The sequence below is a fragment of the Flavobacterium sp. FlaQc-28 genome, from assembly GCF_044007415.1.
Classification (GTDB): domain Bacteria; phylum Bacteroidota; class Bacteroidia; order Flavobacteriales; family Flavobacteriaceae; genus Flavobacterium.
Genome location: NZ_JBIPCM010000002.1, coordinates 193,963 through 211,881, shown reverse-complemented (window position 1 = coordinate 211,881; position 17,919 = coordinate 193,963). Strand labels below are relative to the sequence as shown.

General features: G+C 33.0%; 15 protein-coding genes. 14 read left to right on the top strand and 1 reads right to left on the bottom strand.

Going from position 1 to position 17,919, the window contains the following annotated elements; all coding sequences use genetic code 11:
- Positions 1-8: 8 nt before the first annotated feature.
- The 14 genes from ACHRVL_RS06820 (at position 9) to ACHRVL_RS06755 (ending at position 16,275) form a co-directional block, all read left to right on the top strand.
- Positions 9-776, top strand: a complete 768-nt coding sequence (locus tag ACHRVL_RS06820; RefSeq protein ID WP_395411378.1) for a DUF4129 domain-containing protein — start codon at positions 9-11, stop codon at positions 774-776.
- Positions 776-1,981 carry a DUF4350 domain-containing protein gene (locus ACHRVL_RS06815; RefSeq protein WP_395411375.1) on the top strand — a complete coding sequence of 402 codons (1,206 nt, stop codon included), beginning with the start codon at positions 776-778 and terminating at the stop codon, positions 1,979-1,981. The genes ACHRVL_RS06820 and ACHRVL_RS06815 overlap by 1 nt, the downstream gene beginning before the upstream one ends.
- 36 nt (positions 1,982-2,017) lie before the next feature.
- A complete protein-coding gene (locus ACHRVL_RS06810) occupies positions 2,018-3,031 on the top strand; it encodes an AAA family ATPase (protein ID WP_395411374.1) in 1,014 nt (337 codons plus the stop codon).
- A gap of 87 nt (positions 3,032-3,118) precedes the next feature.
- Positions 3,119-4,450, top strand: coding sequence for a DUF58 domain-containing protein (locus ACHRVL_RS06805; RefSeq protein WP_395411371.1), 1,332 nt, complete (start codon positions 3,119-3,121; stop codon positions 4,448-4,450).
- Between the two features lie 66 nt (positions 4,451-4,516).
- Positions 4,517-5,602, top strand: coding sequence for a phosphoglyceromutase (locus ACHRVL_RS06800; protein ID WP_395411370.1), 1,086 nt, complete (start codon positions 4,517-4,519; stop codon positions 5,600-5,602).
- A 249-nt stretch (positions 5,603-5,851) separates the two neighbouring features.
- Positions 5,852-6,643, top strand: a complete 792-nt coding sequence (locus tag ACHRVL_RS06795; protein WP_395411368.1) for a TrmH family RNA methyltransferase — start codon at positions 5,852-5,854, stop codon at positions 6,641-6,643.
- Positions 6,644-6,656: 13 nt separating this feature from the next.
- A complete protein-coding gene (locus ACHRVL_RS06790; protein ID WP_395411367.1) occupies positions 6,657-8,195 on the top strand; it encodes a serine hydrolase in 1,539 nt (512 codons plus the stop codon).
- A 194-nt stretch (positions 8,196-8,389) separates the two neighbouring features.
- Entirely contained in the window at positions 8,390-10,612 is a 2,223-nt protein-coding gene (locus tag ACHRVL_RS06785) for a RelA/SpoT family protein (protein ID WP_395411364.1), read from the top strand.
- A gap of 88 nt (positions 10,613-10,700) precedes the next feature.
- Positions 10,701-11,159, top strand: a complete 459-nt coding sequence (locus ACHRVL_RS06780) for a Fur family transcriptional regulator (RefSeq protein WP_026981862.1) — start codon at positions 10,701-10,703, stop codon at positions 11,157-11,159.
- Between the two features lie 94 nt (positions 11,160-11,253).
- Positions 11,254-12,525 (top strand): adenylosuccinate synthase, encoded by a 1,272-nt coding sequence (locus ACHRVL_RS06775; RefSeq protein WP_395411362.1) that lies wholly within the window; start codon positions 11,254-11,256, stop codon positions 12,523-12,525.
- A 57-nt stretch (positions 12,526-12,582) separates the two neighbouring features.
- Positions 12,583-13,167: an NUDIX domain-containing protein gene (locus ACHRVL_RS06770; RefSeq protein ID WP_395411359.1), complete on the top strand. Its 585-nt coding sequence runs from the start codon at positions 12,583-12,585 to the stop codon at positions 13,165-13,167.
- Between the two features lie 166 nt (positions 13,168-13,333).
- Positions 13,334-13,891 carry a hypothetical protein gene (locus tag ACHRVL_RS06765; RefSeq protein WP_395411357.1) on the top strand — a complete coding sequence of 186 codons (558 nt, stop codon included), beginning with the start codon at positions 13,334-13,336 and terminating at the stop codon, positions 13,889-13,891.
- A 165-nt stretch (positions 13,892-14,056) separates the two neighbouring features.
- Positions 14,057-15,256, top strand: coding sequence for a hypothetical protein (locus tag ACHRVL_RS06760; protein ID WP_395411355.1), 1,200 nt, complete (start codon positions 14,057-14,059; stop codon positions 15,254-15,256).
- A gap of 134 nt (positions 15,257-15,390) precedes the next feature.
- On the top strand, positions 15,391-16,275 hold the full coding sequence (locus ACHRVL_RS06755) for a L,D-transpeptidase (RefSeq protein WP_395411353.1): 885 nt from the start codon (positions 15,391-15,393) through the stop codon (positions 16,273-16,275).
- 61 nt (positions 16,276-16,336) lie between these two features.
- Here ACHRVL_RS06755 and guaB read toward each other — a convergent pair whose 3' ends face one another.
- Positions 16,337-17,809, bottom strand: coding sequence for an IMP dehydrogenase (gene guaB / locus ACHRVL_RS06750; protein WP_257683877.1), 1,473 nt, complete (start codon positions 17,807-17,809; stop codon positions 16,337-16,339).
- Positions 17,810-17,919 lie beyond the last annotated feature (110 nt).

Below are 17,919 nucleotides of genomic sequence, written 5' to 3'. Positions count from 1 at the left end.
CACCAGTAATGAATAAATTTTTATTTATTTTATCTTTTCTTTTTTTCTTCGGCATCTCGCATGCTCAGGATTCTTTGGTGACAGAAGAACCTCCAAAGATTAATTCAGTAAAATATACCCAAGCTGATATTCAAATTGATTCGAGTACTGTAGAAGCAAAAACATTCTCAAAAAATTTCAAAAAGAAATATACTGATCAAGATTTTATCTACGAGCAGAAAGCTCCAGAAAAAAGCTATTGGGATCGCTTTAAAGATTGGCTTGCTAGTATTTTACGAAGTATTTTCTCTTTCAGTACAACAGAAGCTTCATTAAAATTCACTGTTCTTTTTCTAAGAATAGTTGCTGTTTTGGTAATTGTTTTAGTGATTTATTTAATTGTTAAAGCCATTATCAATAAAGAAGGCCAATGGATTTTTGGCAAGAACTCACAGAAAAGAACAGTTCATTATTCTGATATTGAAAAAAATATTCATCTTCTTGATTTTGAAAAACTAATAAAAGAGAGCCTTGCTTCAGGCGAAAAGCGCACCGCTGTTCGATACTATTATCTTTGGCTTTTAAAAACGATGGCAGAGCATAATTATATTGAATGGGATATTGAAAAAACCAATTCAGATTATTTGTACGAACTTCAAAAACCAGCTCACAAAGAAGAGTTTACCTATTTATCTTATCTCTATAATTATATTTGGTACGGCGAATTTGAAATTAACGATACGACCTTCAACAAGGCCGAAAATCGATTTAAGAATGCTTTAAAAACCTTTAGCTGATGAGTAAAAATATCAAAATTTACATTGGAATTCTGGTTTTTATCTTGATCTTAATTTTAGTTTCAGATTACAATAAACCAAAACCTGTTGATTGGAGACCAACCTACTCTGTCAATGACAAAATCCCTTTTGGGTTGTATGTTTTTGACAAAGAAATTGGCGGTATTCTTAAAAATCAAAAAATTGAAAAAATTGCTGATGTCACACCGTATGAATTTTTAGATTCTAAATACGATGAAGATACTTTAGTGCAAACTTATGCAGTAAAAGGTACTTTTTTAAATATTTCGGCACAAAATACTATTGACGATCAATCTATTAAAGAGATCATGTATTTTGTCTCGCATGGAAATAATGCTTTTTTAAGCATGACCAATTTTCCAAAACCATTATTAGACAGTCTTAAAATAGATTACAACTCTGGTTTTCTTCAAACCGATAATAATTCTGTTTGGATGGCGAATAAAAAACTGAGTTCAAAAATCTATAAATCATCAGGCAATATTGTTGATTACTTTTCTAAAATAGACACTTTAAACACCACTGTTTTAGGCTACCAAGGAAATCCAAAAGAGAAAAAAAATATCAACTTTATAAAAGTTGCTTACAAAAGCGGTTATTTCTATCTGCACATGAATCCCGTGGCTTTTACCAATTATAATTTGCTAAAAGAAGATCGATATCGATATACTGAAAATGTATTATCGTACATTCCAAAAGGCAATATTTACTGGTATACCAAAGGACAGAACAATGAAAATATTTCAGAATCACCGCTTCGTTATATTCTGAGTCAGCCAGCATTAAAATGGGCTTGGTATTTATTCTTAATCGGAATGCTGATTTTTATGATATTCAATGCAAAACGAAAACAGCGTATTGTTCCTATTTTACAGCCATTAGCAAATTCGACTATTGATTTTACTAAAACGATAGGCAATTTGTACTATCAAGAAGGAGATCATACCAATATTATAGATAAAAAAATCATTTATTTCTTAGAAAAAATTCGAACTGAATATTTAATCGATACCACAAAGCTTGATGATGATTTTGTAAAAAAACTGCATCATAAAACTGGAAAAAACGAAACAGATATTCAAGAACTTATATTTTTAATCAACGAACATCGAAACGGTTATCATGCCAGTATTGAACAAGATTTAATTAGAATTAATACTGCAATTGAAAAGATTTTAAACTAATATTTTATACCAATTAAATAAAAAACATACACAATCATGGACGATATTAATACTCAAGAAACTGAAATCACCAATGAAAATGTGAATTTTGAAGCCAGAATAAACCTAGCTCCGCTTTTAGAACACGTAAACGCGATTAAAAAAGAACTAGAAACCGTAATTGTTGGCCAGCACAAAATGGTCGATCAGCTTCTAGTTGCCATTTTATCAAACGGTCACGTTTTATTAGAAGGTGTTCCTGGAGTTGCGAAAACAATTACAGCAAAACTACTTTCAAAAACATTAAACATTGGCTTTAGCCGAATTCAGTTTACGCCGGATTTAATGCCATCTGATATTTTGGGAACTTCTATTTTTAATTTGAAAAGCTCAGAATTTGAATTTAAAAAAGGTCCAATTTTTTCTAATTTAATTTTGATTGACGAGATTAATCGTGCTCCTGCAAAAACACAGGCTGCACTTTTTGAAGTTATGGAAGAGCGCCAGATTACAATTGATGGTTCTGCCTATAAATTAGAAACTCCGTTTTTAGTAATTGCAACCCAAAATCCAATTGAGCAGGAAGGAACATACCGTTTACCTGAAGCACAATTAGACCGTTTCTTGTTCAAAATCACAATTGATTATCCAAAATTAAACGAAGAAATTTTAATTATCCAGAGAGAACATTTATTGCAGGATCACGGCAAATTAGAAGCTATTAAAACCATTCTTTCCTCATCTGAAATAAATAATTATCAAGCTTTAGTAAAACAAATTAGAGTAGAGCAAAATTTATTAGAGTACATTGCCAGAATCGTAGTTAACACTCGTGAAAATGCCTTCTTGTATTTAGGAGCTTCGCCTCGTGCGTCTATTGCTATTTTAAATGCTGCCAAAGGTTTTGCTGCTATTCGCGGACGTGATTTTGTTACACCTGAAGATATTAAAGAAGCTGCAATTCCTGTTTTACAGCATCGTGTAATTGTAACTCCAGAACGTGAAATGGAAGGAATTACAAGCTCTGAAATTATCAAACAAATTATTGAAACAGTAGAGATTCCGAGATAGTAAAAAAGTTATCAGTTATGAATTTTGAGTTATGAGTTAACTTGAAACGTGAAACCTAAAACTTGAAACCTGAAACTAAAAAAAACAGTGAATTTTATAAAAAGTCTATACCTGAATAATTTCTTTTTCTATGTGCTTTTGAGCATTATAGGATTATTTGTCTGCGCTTTTATTTTTCCAAATTTGTACAATGCCGTATGGTTTGTATTTTTGATTCTATTCACTTTCTTAGCCCTTGACATTCTAATATTATATCTCACAAAAACTGGAATCGAAGCAGAAAGAATTACACCAGAAAAGCTTTCAAATGGAGATTTAAATCCTATAAATATTCAAATAAAAAACCATTATACCTTTCCTATTTTAGTTAAGATAATTGATGAAATTCCATTTCAATTTCAAGTGCGCGATTTTAAAATCGTAAAAAAAATCAAAGCTTCAGATCAAAAAGAAATTGGATATGATTTACGTCCAACAGAACGCGGTGAATATTATTTTGGCTATTTAAATATTTATGTTTCATCTCCTTTACGATTAATTTCCCGTAGATTTTCGTTTGCCAAAGATCAAATGGTTCCAACATATCCGTCATATATTCAATTGAGAAAATACGATTTATTGGCATTCTCTAATAATTTATACCAATACGGAATCAAAAAAATACGCCGAATTGGTCACACAATGGAGTTTGAACAAATTAAAGAATATGTTCAAGGCGACGATCTTAGAACCATAAACTGGAAAGCTACTGCAAAGAAAAATACTTTGATGGTGAACCAATTTCAAGACGAAAAATCACAATCGGTTTACATGGCAATTGATAAAGGACGTGTGATGCAAATGCCTTTTAATGGATTAAGTTTATTAGACTATGCTATAAATTCGACTTTAGTTTTATCCAATGTAATTCTGAAAAAACAAGATAAAGCTGGTCTTTTTGCTTTCTCTAAAAAAGTAGAAAACAGAGTTTTTGCGGAGAGAAGAGGTTCTCAAATGCAAAAAATACTGGAAACTTTATACAATATCAAAACTGATTTTTTCGAAAGTGATTACAGCAGATTATATGTCGATATTAAGAAAAATATCAACCAAAGAAGCTTAATTATCCTGTACACCAATTTTGAAACTATGGACGGTTTAAATCGCCAATTACCATATTTAAAAGGAATTGCAAAAAACCACTTATTGGTAGTTGTCTTTTTTCAGAATACAGAATTAAACGATATCATCAACAAAAAAACAGACACTATTCAAGAAGTTTACGATAAAGTTATAGCCGAAAAATTCATGTTCGAAAAACGCCTTATTGCAAACGAATTAAAGAAATACGGAATCCATTCCGTTTTAACACAGCCTGAAAATCTGACTTTAGATGCTATTAATAAATATTTGGAAATTAAGGCGAGAGGGATTTTATAACAACGTAAATTGCAGTTTAAAATCTTTAAACCTTTGTCTCTTCCAACCTTTGTAACTCAAAAAAACATGAAAAAACTATTTTTAACCACATTTGTTTTAATAAGCTTTTTAAGCAGCGCACAAAAAACAGAAAACATTATTGTAATCACCACAGATGGCTTTAGATGGCAGGAAGTTTTTAAAGGACTGGATCCTGCAATTGCCAATGATAAAAAATTTAATCAAGGTGACAGTACTTATATTTATAAAAACTACGCTGGTGCTGATTATGCTTCATCTCGTAAAAAAATAATGCCTTTTTTCTGGTCAGAAATTGTTTCAAAAGGACAAATTTATGGCAATCGTGACCTTGGCAACAAAGTCGATGTTGCAAATCCGTATTGGTTCAGTTATCCAGGTTACAGCGAAATCATGACTGGAAATGTTGATCTTAAAGTAAATTCTAACAGCTACAAAGCCAATCCGAATGTAAATATTTTAGAGTATTTAAATCAGCAGCCAAAAATAAAAGGCAAAACTGCAGCTTTTGGAGCTTGGGATGCTTTTGATAGAATTTTAAACGAAGAAAGAAGTGGTTTTCCAGTTATTTCGGCTTTTGATAATGTTGGAGGAAGTAAACCAACACCCACTCAAAAATTGTTGAATGACATGCGTAATAACTCATACAAACCTTTTAATGAAGGTGAATGTCTAGATGTTTTTACACATTATCAAGCGATGAATGAACTAAAAACCAACAAACCAAAAGTGCTCTATGTTGCTTACGGAGAAACAGATGAGTGGGCACATCATGGACAATACAAATCGTATCTTGATGCTGCCAATCAAGTTGATAAATGGATTAAAGAAATCTGGGATTTTGTACAAAATGATCCGCAATACAAAAACAAAACAACCATTTTTATAACTGTCGATCACGGACGCGGCGACAAAATAAAAACACAATGGACGGATCATGGTTCTGATATTGCTGGCGCATCGCAAATTTGGTTTGCAGCGATGGGACCAGAAATTGCTCCAAAAGGTGAAATCAAAACAGAATCTCAAATTTATCAAAAACAGTTTGCTCAAACTATTGCCAAAATTATGGGCTACACTTTTAGTGCAGATCATCCTGTAGATACTGAGGTTAAAGATGTTTTTAAGAAATAAAAATCTTGTTTTTTGCCACGAATTCCACGAATCTTCACGAAAAAATATTTTACTTACCACTGGTAAAAAATTTGTGAAAATTTGTGAAATTCGTGGCAAATTTTTTATTTCATTTATTCACTAAATACCCGCAAGGTTTTGAAAACCTAGTAAAAAGATAACCTATCAACCTTTGCCGCTTTGAACCTTTGCAACTTTTACAAAAAACTCTGTACCTTTGAACCTTTGCAACTTTGAGCCTTTAAAAAAATGAAACAAATCACTTCAGTACAAAATCCGTTTATAAAATCGCTTGTTTTATTACAAGAAAAAGCAAAAGCCCGAAAACAAACCGGAACATTTTTGATTGAAGGACAACGTGAAATTTCACTTGCAATAAAAGGCGGTTTTGAAATCGAAACAGTTTTATTTTTACCTGAATTAGTTACAGAAAATCAAATTCATGAACTAGTTTCTAAATCGGTTCAATTGATCGAAATCAACAAAGAAGTTTACCAAAAACTAGCGTATCGCGATACAACCGAAGGTGTTTTGGCAGTTGCCAAAACTAAATCTTTAAAACTATCTGATTTAAAATTATCTGATAATCCTTTAATTCTAGTAGCAGAATCTCCTGAAAAACCAGGGAATATTGGTGCACTTTTACGTACTGCAGATGCCGCAAACTTAGACGCCGTATTAATTGCAAATCCAAAAAGCGATTTATACAATCCAAATATAGTACGTTCCAGCGTTGGCTGTTTGTTTACCAATCAAATTGCTACAGGAACCACAGAAGAAATCATTGCTTTTTTGAAAGAAAAAAAGATCGATTTTTACTGTGCTACATTACAAAATTCGACTTCTTATCATACCCAAAATTTCACAACTCCAACCGCTTTAGTTGTGGGTACAGAAGCCTCAGGATTAACGCAAGACTGGCGTGATGCAGCAACACAAAATATCATTATCCCGATGCAGGGCGAAATAGACAGTATGAATGTTTCTGTAGCCGCCGCGATTTTAATTTTTGAAGCCAAACGCCAAAGAGGATTTAACTAATAAACTTTCCATCATGAATTACAAATTATCGCTTTTAGCATTATTATTTAGCTTTTCTGTTTCAGCACAAATAACCAATCAAGAAGTAGATGACTTGGTAAATCGTACCATAAAAACTTTTGATGTTCCGGGAATTGCAGTTGCGATTGTAAAAGACGGAAAAGTAGTTTTGTCCAAAGGATATGGCGTAAAATCAGTTTTGACACAGCAAAAAGTAGACGCCAATACGTTGTTTGGAATTGCTTCAAACAGTAAAGCTTTTACATCTGCAGCATTAGCAATGCTGGTTGACGAAGGTAAAATAAAATGGGATGATAAAGTAATCACCTATCTTCCAGATTTTAAAATGTATGATGATTTCGTAACTCGCGAATTTACAATCCGTGATTTATTAACGCACAGAAGCGGACTTGGCCTTGGTGCAGGTGATTTGATGATTTGGCCTGACGGAAGCGATTTTAAAGCTCAGGATATTATTCATAATTTACGTTATTTAAAACCTGTTTCGAGTTTTAGAACAAAGTACGATTACGACAATTTAATGTATATAATTGCAGGCGAAATTGTACATGTGGTAAGCAAACAAACTTGGGCTGATTTTGTTGAAGAACGAATCATGAAACCATTAGAAATGACCAATAGTGTAGCATCGGTAAAACGTTTAAAAGACACCACAAACGTAATTACACCACACGTGCCAATTAATGGAAAATTAAAAACAATAAAACGTTACGAAAATCAGCTTTTCGATGGTGCTGCCGGAATTTATTCTAGTGTAAACGACATGAGTAAATGGGCAATTCTGCAAATCAATAACGGAAAATACGGCGACAATAAACAGTTATTTTCAGAAAAAGAACATGACGAAATGTGGCAGCTGCAAACTATAATTCCAACCAAAACAAGACCTCCGTACAATACTCATTTTAACGGATATGGCTTAGGATGGTTTTTGAATGATGTAAAAGGATACAAACAAGTTTCGCATACTGGAGGTTTAGAAGGAAATGTTACACAGACTACTTTAATTCCAGAATTAGGGTTAGGAATTATTGTTTTAACCAATCAGCAATCTGGAGCGGCATTCAGTGCTATTACAAATACAATTAAAGACAGTTATTTAGGCATTAAATCTGATGATTATGTTACGGTTTACAGTAACCGAATGAAAGCCAGCGAAGAATCTGCTGATAAAGTTACAGACGAAGTTTGGGCAGTTGTGGCAAAAAACAAAAAAGACAAACTAAAGGTTGATTTTTCAAAAATTATTGGTACTTACAAAGACAATTGGTTTGGCGAAATAACGATTACAGAAAAAAAAGGAAAGCTCTATTTTGCTTCAAAACGTTCGCCGCAGCTTGCTGGCGAAGTCTTTTTCTATAAAGATGGCAATTATGTTGTAAAATGGAATAATGCCTTTTTTCATGCGGATGCTCATTTGCTTTTCAAATACGATGAAAACGGAAATGTGGTTAACTTAAAAATGCTTCCAATTTCTGATCTGACTGATTTTAGTTATGATTTTCAAGATTTAGATTTTTCTAAAAAGTAGTTTTTGTTTCAGGTTTCTCACAAAGCTTTGTGATCAAGTTTCAGGTCGAAAACTTGGTTTGAAAAGCGGGGTCAAAAACTTGAAACCTGAAACCTGAAACCTGAAACCAATTAATTTCATTCTAAAAATCAGAGATCTATTCCCTTGTGTATATTCTTTTTTTTTCCTATTTTTAGTACTTGAACCATGCCGTTATGATAGAAATAGATACAGAAAAAGAAAACAAAGCGATTGCGCAGGAGTACAAAGAATTACTACGAATTAGTTATCAGACTTTATCACCTACTGATAAAAAACTGATTAGAAAGGCTTTTGATGTTGCTGTAGATGCTCACAAAGAGCAAAGACGCAAATCTGGAGAAGCGTATATCTTTCATCCTATTGCAGTTGCAAAAATTGTTGCCTCAGAAATTGGTCTGGGCGCGACCTCTATTGCCGCGGCTTTATTACACGATGTTGTTGAAGATACTCCAATGACTGTAGAAGATATTGAACGATTATTCAATCCAAAAGTAGCACAGTTAGTTGAAGGCTTAACAAAAATTTCATTAGTCCAAAAAGATCTAAATGCCTCTATGCAGGCAGAGAATTTTAGAAAAATGATCTTGACGCTGAATGATGATGTACGCGTAATTTTGATTAAACTCGCGGATCGTTTACATAATATGCAGACGATGGATTCGATGGCGGAATACAAACAGACCAAAATCGCTTCTGAAACGCTTTATATTTATGCTCCCCTCGCCCATCGTTTAGGACTTTATAATATTAAAACTAAACTAGAAGATTTAGGTTTAAAATATACAGAACCTGCCGTTTACAATGATATTGTAAGTAAAATTAGAGAAACTAAGGAAGAGCAAGATGCTTACATCAAAGATATTTCGGATGTTTTGAAGAAATCTTTAGATGCTGAGAATGTTGATTACATTATAAAAGGCCGTCCAAAATCCATTTATTCGATTCGTAGAAAAATGCGCGCTCAAAATGTAAGTTTTGATGAAGTTTATGACAAGTTTGCTTTGCGAATTGTCTACAAATCAGATCCGCATGACGAAAAATTTATTGCTTGGAAAATCTATTCGATTGTAACAGATCATTACAGACCAAGCCCTAGTCGTTTACGCGACTGGATTTCATCACCAAAATCAACAGGTTACGAAGCACTTCACATTACCGTTATGGGACCAAAAGGCCGCTGGGTCGAAGTTCAGGTTCGAAGTGAGCGTATGGATGAAATTGCCGAAAAAGGATACGCAGCACATTACAAATACAAAAACGGAGCAACCGAAGAAAGCGGTTTAGATACTTGGCTGAATTTACTTCGCGAAGCACTGGAAAATCAAGAAACCAACGCAGTTGATTTTGTCGAGGATTTTAAAATGAATTTATATTCAAAAGAAATCTTCGTGTTTACCCCAAAAGGAGAAATCAAATCACTGCCAAAAGGTGCCACTTCACTTGATTTTGCATTCAGTATTCACTCTGAAATTGGAATTAAAACCAGAGGTACTCGTGTAAATGGCCGCTTAGTTCCTTTAAATCATGAACTTAAAAGCGGTGATCAAGTTGAAGTTATAACTTCTGTAAATCAAAAGCCAACCGTAAACTGGCTCGAATATGTAACAACTTCGAGAGCAAAAAATAAGATTAAAAACGTTCTAAACGAGAACACCAAAAAAATTGCTGAAGAAGGAAAAGAATTACTTACCAGAAAATTAAAGCATTTAAAAATTACGCTAAACGAGCAAACTACAAACGAGTTAGTTAACTTTTTTAAATTAAAAACAAGCTTAGATTTATTCTATCGTGTTGGGATTGGTGCTATCGAAAATCAACAGTTAAAAGATTACGCTGCACAAAAAAGCAATACGTTTATCAATTTCTTTAAAAATAAAATTAAAAGAAATAAAGACACAACCTCTCCAGAAGAAATCCACAGACCCGTTATCAGCAGTAATTATGACATGTTGGTTTTTGGAACTGAACACGACAAACTGGATTATAAACTATCGCAATGCTGTAATCCTATTCCTGGTGATGACGTTTTTGGTTTTGTAACCATCAACGAAGGAATCAAAGTACATAAAAAAGACTGCCCGAATGCTATTGGAATGCAGTCTAATTACGCTTACCGAATTATGAGCGCCAAATGGATCGATTCTTCTCAAGAAGAGTTTAAGGCGATTATAAATATTACCGGAATGGATGTTTTAGGACTTACCAATCAATTGACTCGTGTAATTTCAAATAATATGAGCGTTAATATTCAGAGTATTTCATTGAGTACTGATGCCGGAATTTTTCACGGACAAATTGCGGTTATTGTTCAAAACAACACTATTTTGAAAAAAATGATCAATGCAATTAAGAAAATTGACGGTGTCGACAAGGTTACGAGAGAGTACAGAACCTAACTTTTTAGGGAAACTATAAGAATTTTGTAACGAAACTTTAAACCCGAAACTTTTATTCATTAAAAATAAAAAATTATCTTTGCCGGATATGACACTCATTTCAACTGACAACACTAAGAATCAAGAAATTGTAAAAAATGTTTTTACAATGTATCTTGAACAAAAAGGGCATCGCAAAACTCCTGAGCGTTATGCTATACTTCAGGAAATCTACGATAGCGAGGAGCATTTTGATATAGAAAACCTATACATCAAAATGAAAAATAAAAACTATCGTGTGAGCAGAGCTACGTTATACAACACGATTGAACTGCTGCTGGACTGCGCTTTGGTTAGAAAACATCAATTTGGGCAAAATCAGGCTTATTACGAAAAATCGTATTTCGACAAACAGCATGATCATATTATCATGACTGATTCTGGCGAAGTAATTGAATTTTGCGATCCAAGAATTCAAACCATCAAAAAAACAATCGAAGAAATATTTGATATCGAAATTACGAATCATTCACTTTATTTCTACGGAAACAAAAAGCAAAAACAATAATCCCGAACAGGCATTATTTAAAAAATAAAAAAAGAAAATTAACTACATTAATCAGTAGGACAACTCAGCTTGTCTCAACGCAAATTAAAACAGAATGACCGTAGATTTATTACTAGGATTACAATGGGGAGATGAAGGTAAAGGAAAAATTGTTGACGTTCTTACCTCAAATTATGATATTATCGCACGTTTTCAAGGAGGACCAAACGCAGGACATACACTAGAATTTGACGGAATTAAACACGTACTTAGAACCATTCCTTCAGGAATTTTTCATAAAAACTCAGTAAACATCATCGGAAATGGAGTTGTAATTGACCCAGTAGTTTTTCAAAAAGAAATTGAAGGTTTAGAGAAATTTAAACTTGATATCAAAAGCAAATTAATCATTTCTAGAAAAGCACATTTAATTTTACCAACACACCGTTTACTTGATGCCGCTTCTGAAGCGTCAAAAGGAAAAGCTAAAATTGGTTCTACTCTTAAAGGAATTGGACCAACTTACATGGACAAAACAGGTAGAAACGGTTTACGCGTTGGTGATATTGAATTAGAAGATTTTAAAGAACGTTACAGAGCTTTGGCTGACAAGCACGAAGCAATGATTGCTTTCTATGATGTTAACATTCAATACAACTTAGCAGAACTTGAAAAAGAATTTTTCGAAGCTATTGAAGAATTAAAAAAATTAGACTTTATCGACAGTGAAGAATACATGCACCAAGCTCAAAAAGCTGGGAAATCTATTCTATGCGAAGGCGCTCAAGGTTCATTATTAGATGTTGATTTTGGAACTTATCCGTTTGTAACTTCATCTAACACTACTGCTGCTGGAGCTTGTACTGGTTTAGGAATTGCTCCTAACAAAATCAAAGAAGTTTACGGAATTTTCAAAGCTTACGTAACACGTGTTGGTAGCGGGCCGTTCCCAACTGAACTTTTTGACGAAGTTGGTGCTACTATGGCAAAAGTAGGTAACGAATTTGGATCTGTAACAGGAAGACAAAGACGTTGCGGATGGTTAGACCTTGTGGCTTTAAAATATGCTGTTCAAGTTAACGGAGTTACTCAGTTAATGATGATGAAAGGTGATGTATTATCTGGTTTTGAAACTTTAAAAGTGTGTACAGAATACAACTACAAAGGACAAAATATCGCTCATTTCCCTTACAACATTGAACCAGAAAATGTTACTCCAGTTTATAAAGAATTTAAAGGCTGGAAAGCTGATCTAACAGGTTTAACAACTTACGATCAATTGCCAATTGAGCTAAAAGAATATATTGAGTTTATTGAGAAAGAAATCGAAGTGCCAATCAAAATTGTATCGGTTGGACCAGACAGAAAGCAAACAATAACAAAATAATACATTTAAACGCTCTGATAATCAGGGCGTTTTTTTTTTTATGAAATAATTTTCCAAATGAGAAAAAATCCAGAAATCGAAATAACTGAAACCAAATTATTATCAGATAATTGGTATGTACTGAACAAAGTTACATTTAATTACAAAAAAGAAAACGAGAAAACAGAATCGCATATTCGTGAAGTATATGACCGTGGAAATGGTGCCGGTATACTACTTTACAATACTTCTAAAAAAACGGTTATATTAACCAGACAGTTCCGTTTACCAACTTATCTTAACGGAAACAAAACCGGAATGATGATTGAAGTTTGCGCAGGACTTTTAGACAAAGATAATGCTGAACAAGCTATCATTCGCGAAACGGAAGAAGAAACTGGATATCGCTTAAAAAAGGTTCAAAAAGTAATCGAAACTTATATGTCGCCGGGATCTGTAACAGAAATTCTGTACTTATTTATTGGAGAATACGACGAAAGCATGAAAGTAAGTTCTGGAGGCGGACTTGATGCTGAACAAGAAAATATAGAAGTTTTAGAATTCACTTTTGATGAAGCTTACGCGATGATTGAATCTGGCGAAATTACTGATGCTAAAACTATTTTGCTTTTACAACATGCTAAAATAAAAGGGTTGATTTAGATTTTTATTGCGAATCTAAAACATGATGTACTCAAAAAAGCCGATCAATTTTTCTGGAGACCTAAATTATGTATGATTGCAAAGTCTGACAAACTTCAAAAGATTCTTCACAAAATAAAGATATCCAAGTTCACTATACTTTAAAATTAATCAAGCAGAAACAGCAATGAATATCTGGAATGAATTTGCAAATGAAACTAATGAAACATTTAAAGAAGGTTATTCTTGGCGTTCCGATTCAGTCGAAATTAAACACAAACACTGGAAAATTGTGTTTGACAATTATACTTTATGGTCAGGAAAATACAGTACTTCAGTGACTAGAATTGTTGTTCCGATTACTTTGCAGGGTGATTTTAAATTTGAAATTTACAATGAAGGATTTATCCGAAAAGTAGAAAAATTATTTGGAGCACAGGATATAGAAATTGGCTATCAAGATTTTGATAAGTATTTTACGATCAAAAGCAATAACGAAGCCAAAACAAAAACATTATTTCGGAATAAAGAAATTAGAGACCTTATCTCATCACAAAAAGAAGTAAACATACAAATTTGCAATCAAAGAGGAATTTGGGAGGAACAACTTTCAGAAAATGAATTTGAACTATCTTACTATTGCGACAGTAAAGTTCGAGACATAAATACCTTAAAAAATCTACTGAAACTCTTTGAACTTCTTTTGAACGAAATGCTCCAAATTAATGTCATAACGATAAAATAAAAATTAACAAACCCGACAGTAGCAAACTTAATTTTACTGCGTTTTAAACAGAAAAGATAAAAACAAACTTAAAAAAAATGGTTCTGTTATTATTACAACATGCAAAAATAAAAGGGTTGATTTAAAGCTTTTTTTTGAGTATTTTTAGCTTCTAAAATCCTACAAATGCAAAAATTAAAAATACTTCTTTTTCTTCTTCTTTCCATAAATATAACTGCCCAAGAAAAAAAAGAAACCTATCTTTTTTCCGAAGATATTACAGCAAATTTTGAAAAAGATAAAACTCCGCCGCGTTTTCAAGTTGCTGCAACCAATTTTTCTATAAGCGGTTATTACAAACTTGCTTTGGAGACTTGGGACAAACAATTTGATAACGACTTTTCTAAAAAGAAAACAATCTCAAAAGAAGATAGTATTTATTTTAAAACATTTAGCCCTGTAAATGCTAAAGAGTATATTATAGATCGTTCTAAAAACGAAAAGATCATCCTAATAAACGAAGCACACAACAATTCCAGACATCGAGTTTTTACAGCATCTTTATTACAAGATTTATACAATAATGGATATCGTTTTCTAGGACTAGAAGCTTTATGGGAGAGTTTAAATGGTAAAGATTTTCCAGTTTTAGAAAGTGGATTTTATACCAAAGAATCTCAGTTTGGAAATTTAATTAAAGAAGCAACAGCAATTGGCTTTACCGTTTTTGGTTATGAATCAACTTCAAATGTAAGAGATGGAGGAAAAACCAGAGAAATAGAACAAGCAGAAAACATTGTTAAATTAATGAAAGAGAATCCAGATTCTAAATTCCTTATCCATTGCGGGTATGAACATATTGTAGAGGGAACACCGGGAATTAAAACTTGGGAAAAAGCAATGGCTGGGAGAATTATAGAAATGACTGGAATAAATCCTTTTACAATAGATCAGACCTATTATTCAGAAAAAGGAACTCCAATATTAAACTCTCCCTATATTGAAATGGTAAATTTGGATTACTCTGTTATTATGGTAAACAATGAAAATCAAACATTTAATGGAGAAAAAGACAATCCTAAAAAAATTGACTGCTGCATTATACATCCAGTTACGAAATACAAAAACAACAGACCTGACTGGCTGAACTTATCGAATGAAAGAAAAGCTGTTACGATTAAGAAGTCAAAAATTAAAGAATATCCCGCTTTAGTTATGGCTTATAGAATCAACGAGTATGAAAATAACGGAATTCCTGCAGATATTATTGAAATTTCAAATCGTGATGAAAAAATAAATTTGATACTGAAAGAAGGTCAGTATAAAATTTTAATCAAAAACAAAAACTATAAAATAAGCAGTGAATTTACACAATCTGTAAAATAGATAAGCCCCTTTCTGTGTTCTATCTGAATAAATCAAGCTTACAACCAAATGAAAATCAAACAAACATTTCTAAAAATTATGTAACCCATTTACAATATTCTATTTATAACTTTATTTTCATAAAAGTTCCTCTTATGAAAAAGTTATATTATACAGCAAATTTATTGTTCTTCTTAATGTTAGTTTTATTGGGAGCGTGCAAGAAAAACGATAAAACAGATCTAACCGAAAACACCAAACCTAAGAAGATAATTGAATACAAGAAGCCAAAATCATCTGTTTCCTTTCAAATTGAAAAAACAAAAGATTGGTTAAAAATTAATGAAGCCGACAGCAGTAAACTCGATATTGTTTACGCTTTAAACAGAACGGATAAAGCAAATTTTAAAAAGCTTGATTCGGTTATTATTCCAACAGATTTTAGCGGGGATTTAGTTTATTATATGCCATTTCCCTTGCATGTTTCTGCTTTGGAAGAGGTTTCTAAAATCGTTCTTTTCTCTTATCCTGCACAAACTTTCGCGGCTTATGAAAATGGCGAATTAGTTTACACAGGACCAACAAATATGGGGAGAAAAAAAGATCCTACTCCAACGGGATTATTCTTCACGAATTGGAAAGCTGAAAAAACAACCAGTACTTTTAATGACGAATGGGATTTAAAATGGAATTTCAATATCGAAAATAAGCTAGGAGTTGGTTTTCATGAATATGAACTTCCTGGCTATCCTGCATCACATTCTTGCTTACGATTATTAGAAAAGGATGCTAAATATCTTTACAAATTTGCTGATGAGTGGATTTTGAAAGACGAGGAAAATATAAAAGTAAAAGGAACTCCAGTTGTAGTTTTTGGAAACTATAATTTTGATGGTCCAAAACCTTGGTTGCAATTGTCATCTAATCCAAAAGCTCTAAATATTTCTGAATCTGAAATTGAAAATCAAGTAAAACCATTTATTCCTCAGATTTTAAAGAATCAGAAATTGAGAGAAGCAGAACAAAATACTTCTCTATAAAATAAAACAAAAGGCGTAAGAATTAAATCTTACGCCTTTTTTATATAATTAAAACTAAAAATTATCTAGAATAATTTGGAGCTTCTTTTGTAATTGTTACGTTATGCGGATGACTTTCAGTAATTCCGCTTGAAGTGATTCTAACAAAACGTCCTGTTTCTTGCAAAGTAGGAATATCTTTTGAACCACAGTAGCCCATTCCTGCACGAAGACCTCCAATAAATTGAAGCATACTTTCGTTTAATTCTCCTTTATAAGGAACACGACCAACAATTCCTTCTGGAACTAATTTTTTAACATCGTCTTCAACATCTTGAAAATAACGGTCTTTAGATCCTGTTTGCATTGCTTCAACAGATCCCATTCCGCGGTAAGATTTGAATTTTCTTCCTTCAAAAATAATAGTTTCACCCGGAGACTCTTTTGTTCCAGCTAATAATGAACCTAACATTACACAATCAGCACCTGCAGCAATTGCTTTAGGAATATCTCCTGTATAACGAATTCCACCATCAGCAATAACAGGAACTCCAGTTCCTTTGATAGCTGCAGCAACTTCTAAAACTGCTGAAAATTGAGGAAAACCAACACCTGCAACGATACGTGTAGTACAGATTGAACCTGGTCCAATTCCAACTTTTACACCATCAGCACCATTTTCTACTAAATATTTAGCAGCTTCCGGCGTTGCAATGTTTCCAACAATTACATCGATTTGAGGGAATTTTGACTTTACTTCTTTTAACGTGTTTACCACACCTTCTGTATGTCCGTGCGCAGTATCTATAATGATTGCATCTACACCTGCATTTACTAAAGCTTCAGCTCTTTGAACTGCATCTCCGGTAACTCCAATTGCAGCAGCAACTCTTAAACGACCAAATGAATCTTTGTTTGCGATTGGTTTTTGAGTCAGTTTTGTAATATCTCTAAACGTAATTAAACCAACTAATTCATTATTAGCGTTTACAACAGGTAATTTTTCGATTTTATGTCCTTGTAAAACAACTTCTGCCTGCTCTAACGAAGTTCCTTCGGCAACAGTTACTAAATTTTTACTTGTCATTACCTCAGCGATTGGTCTTGCACCATTTTTTTCGAAACGTAAATCACGATTGGTAACAATTCCTTTCAGAATTCTATTTTCGTCAACGATTGGAATACCGCCAATTCCAAATTCTTTCATGGCATTTTTTGCGTCTGCAATAGTCGAAGTTGTTGGTAATGTTACTGGATCGATAATCATTCCTGCTTCTGCACGCTTTACTTTTCTAACCTCTGCAGCTTGCTGCTCGATAGTCATGTTTTTATGTAAAACACTAATTCCTCCTTCTTGTGCCATAGCGATTGCCATTGCACTTTCGGTAACAGTATCCATAGCAGCAGATACAATTGGAACGTTTAATGTTATGTTTCTTGAGAATTTCGATTTGATACTCACTTCGCGGGGAAGCACATTCGAGTAGTTAGGTACTAATAATACATCGTCGTAAGTTAAACCTTCGCCGATAATCTTGGAGTTGTGTGCTATCATGTTGCAATTTCTAGTTGAATTGCGTGCAAATATAGTGAATAAATTGGAAACTTGAATACTAACTTATTCATAAATTTACTTTTACAGGAAAATACTCCTGATTTAAATTC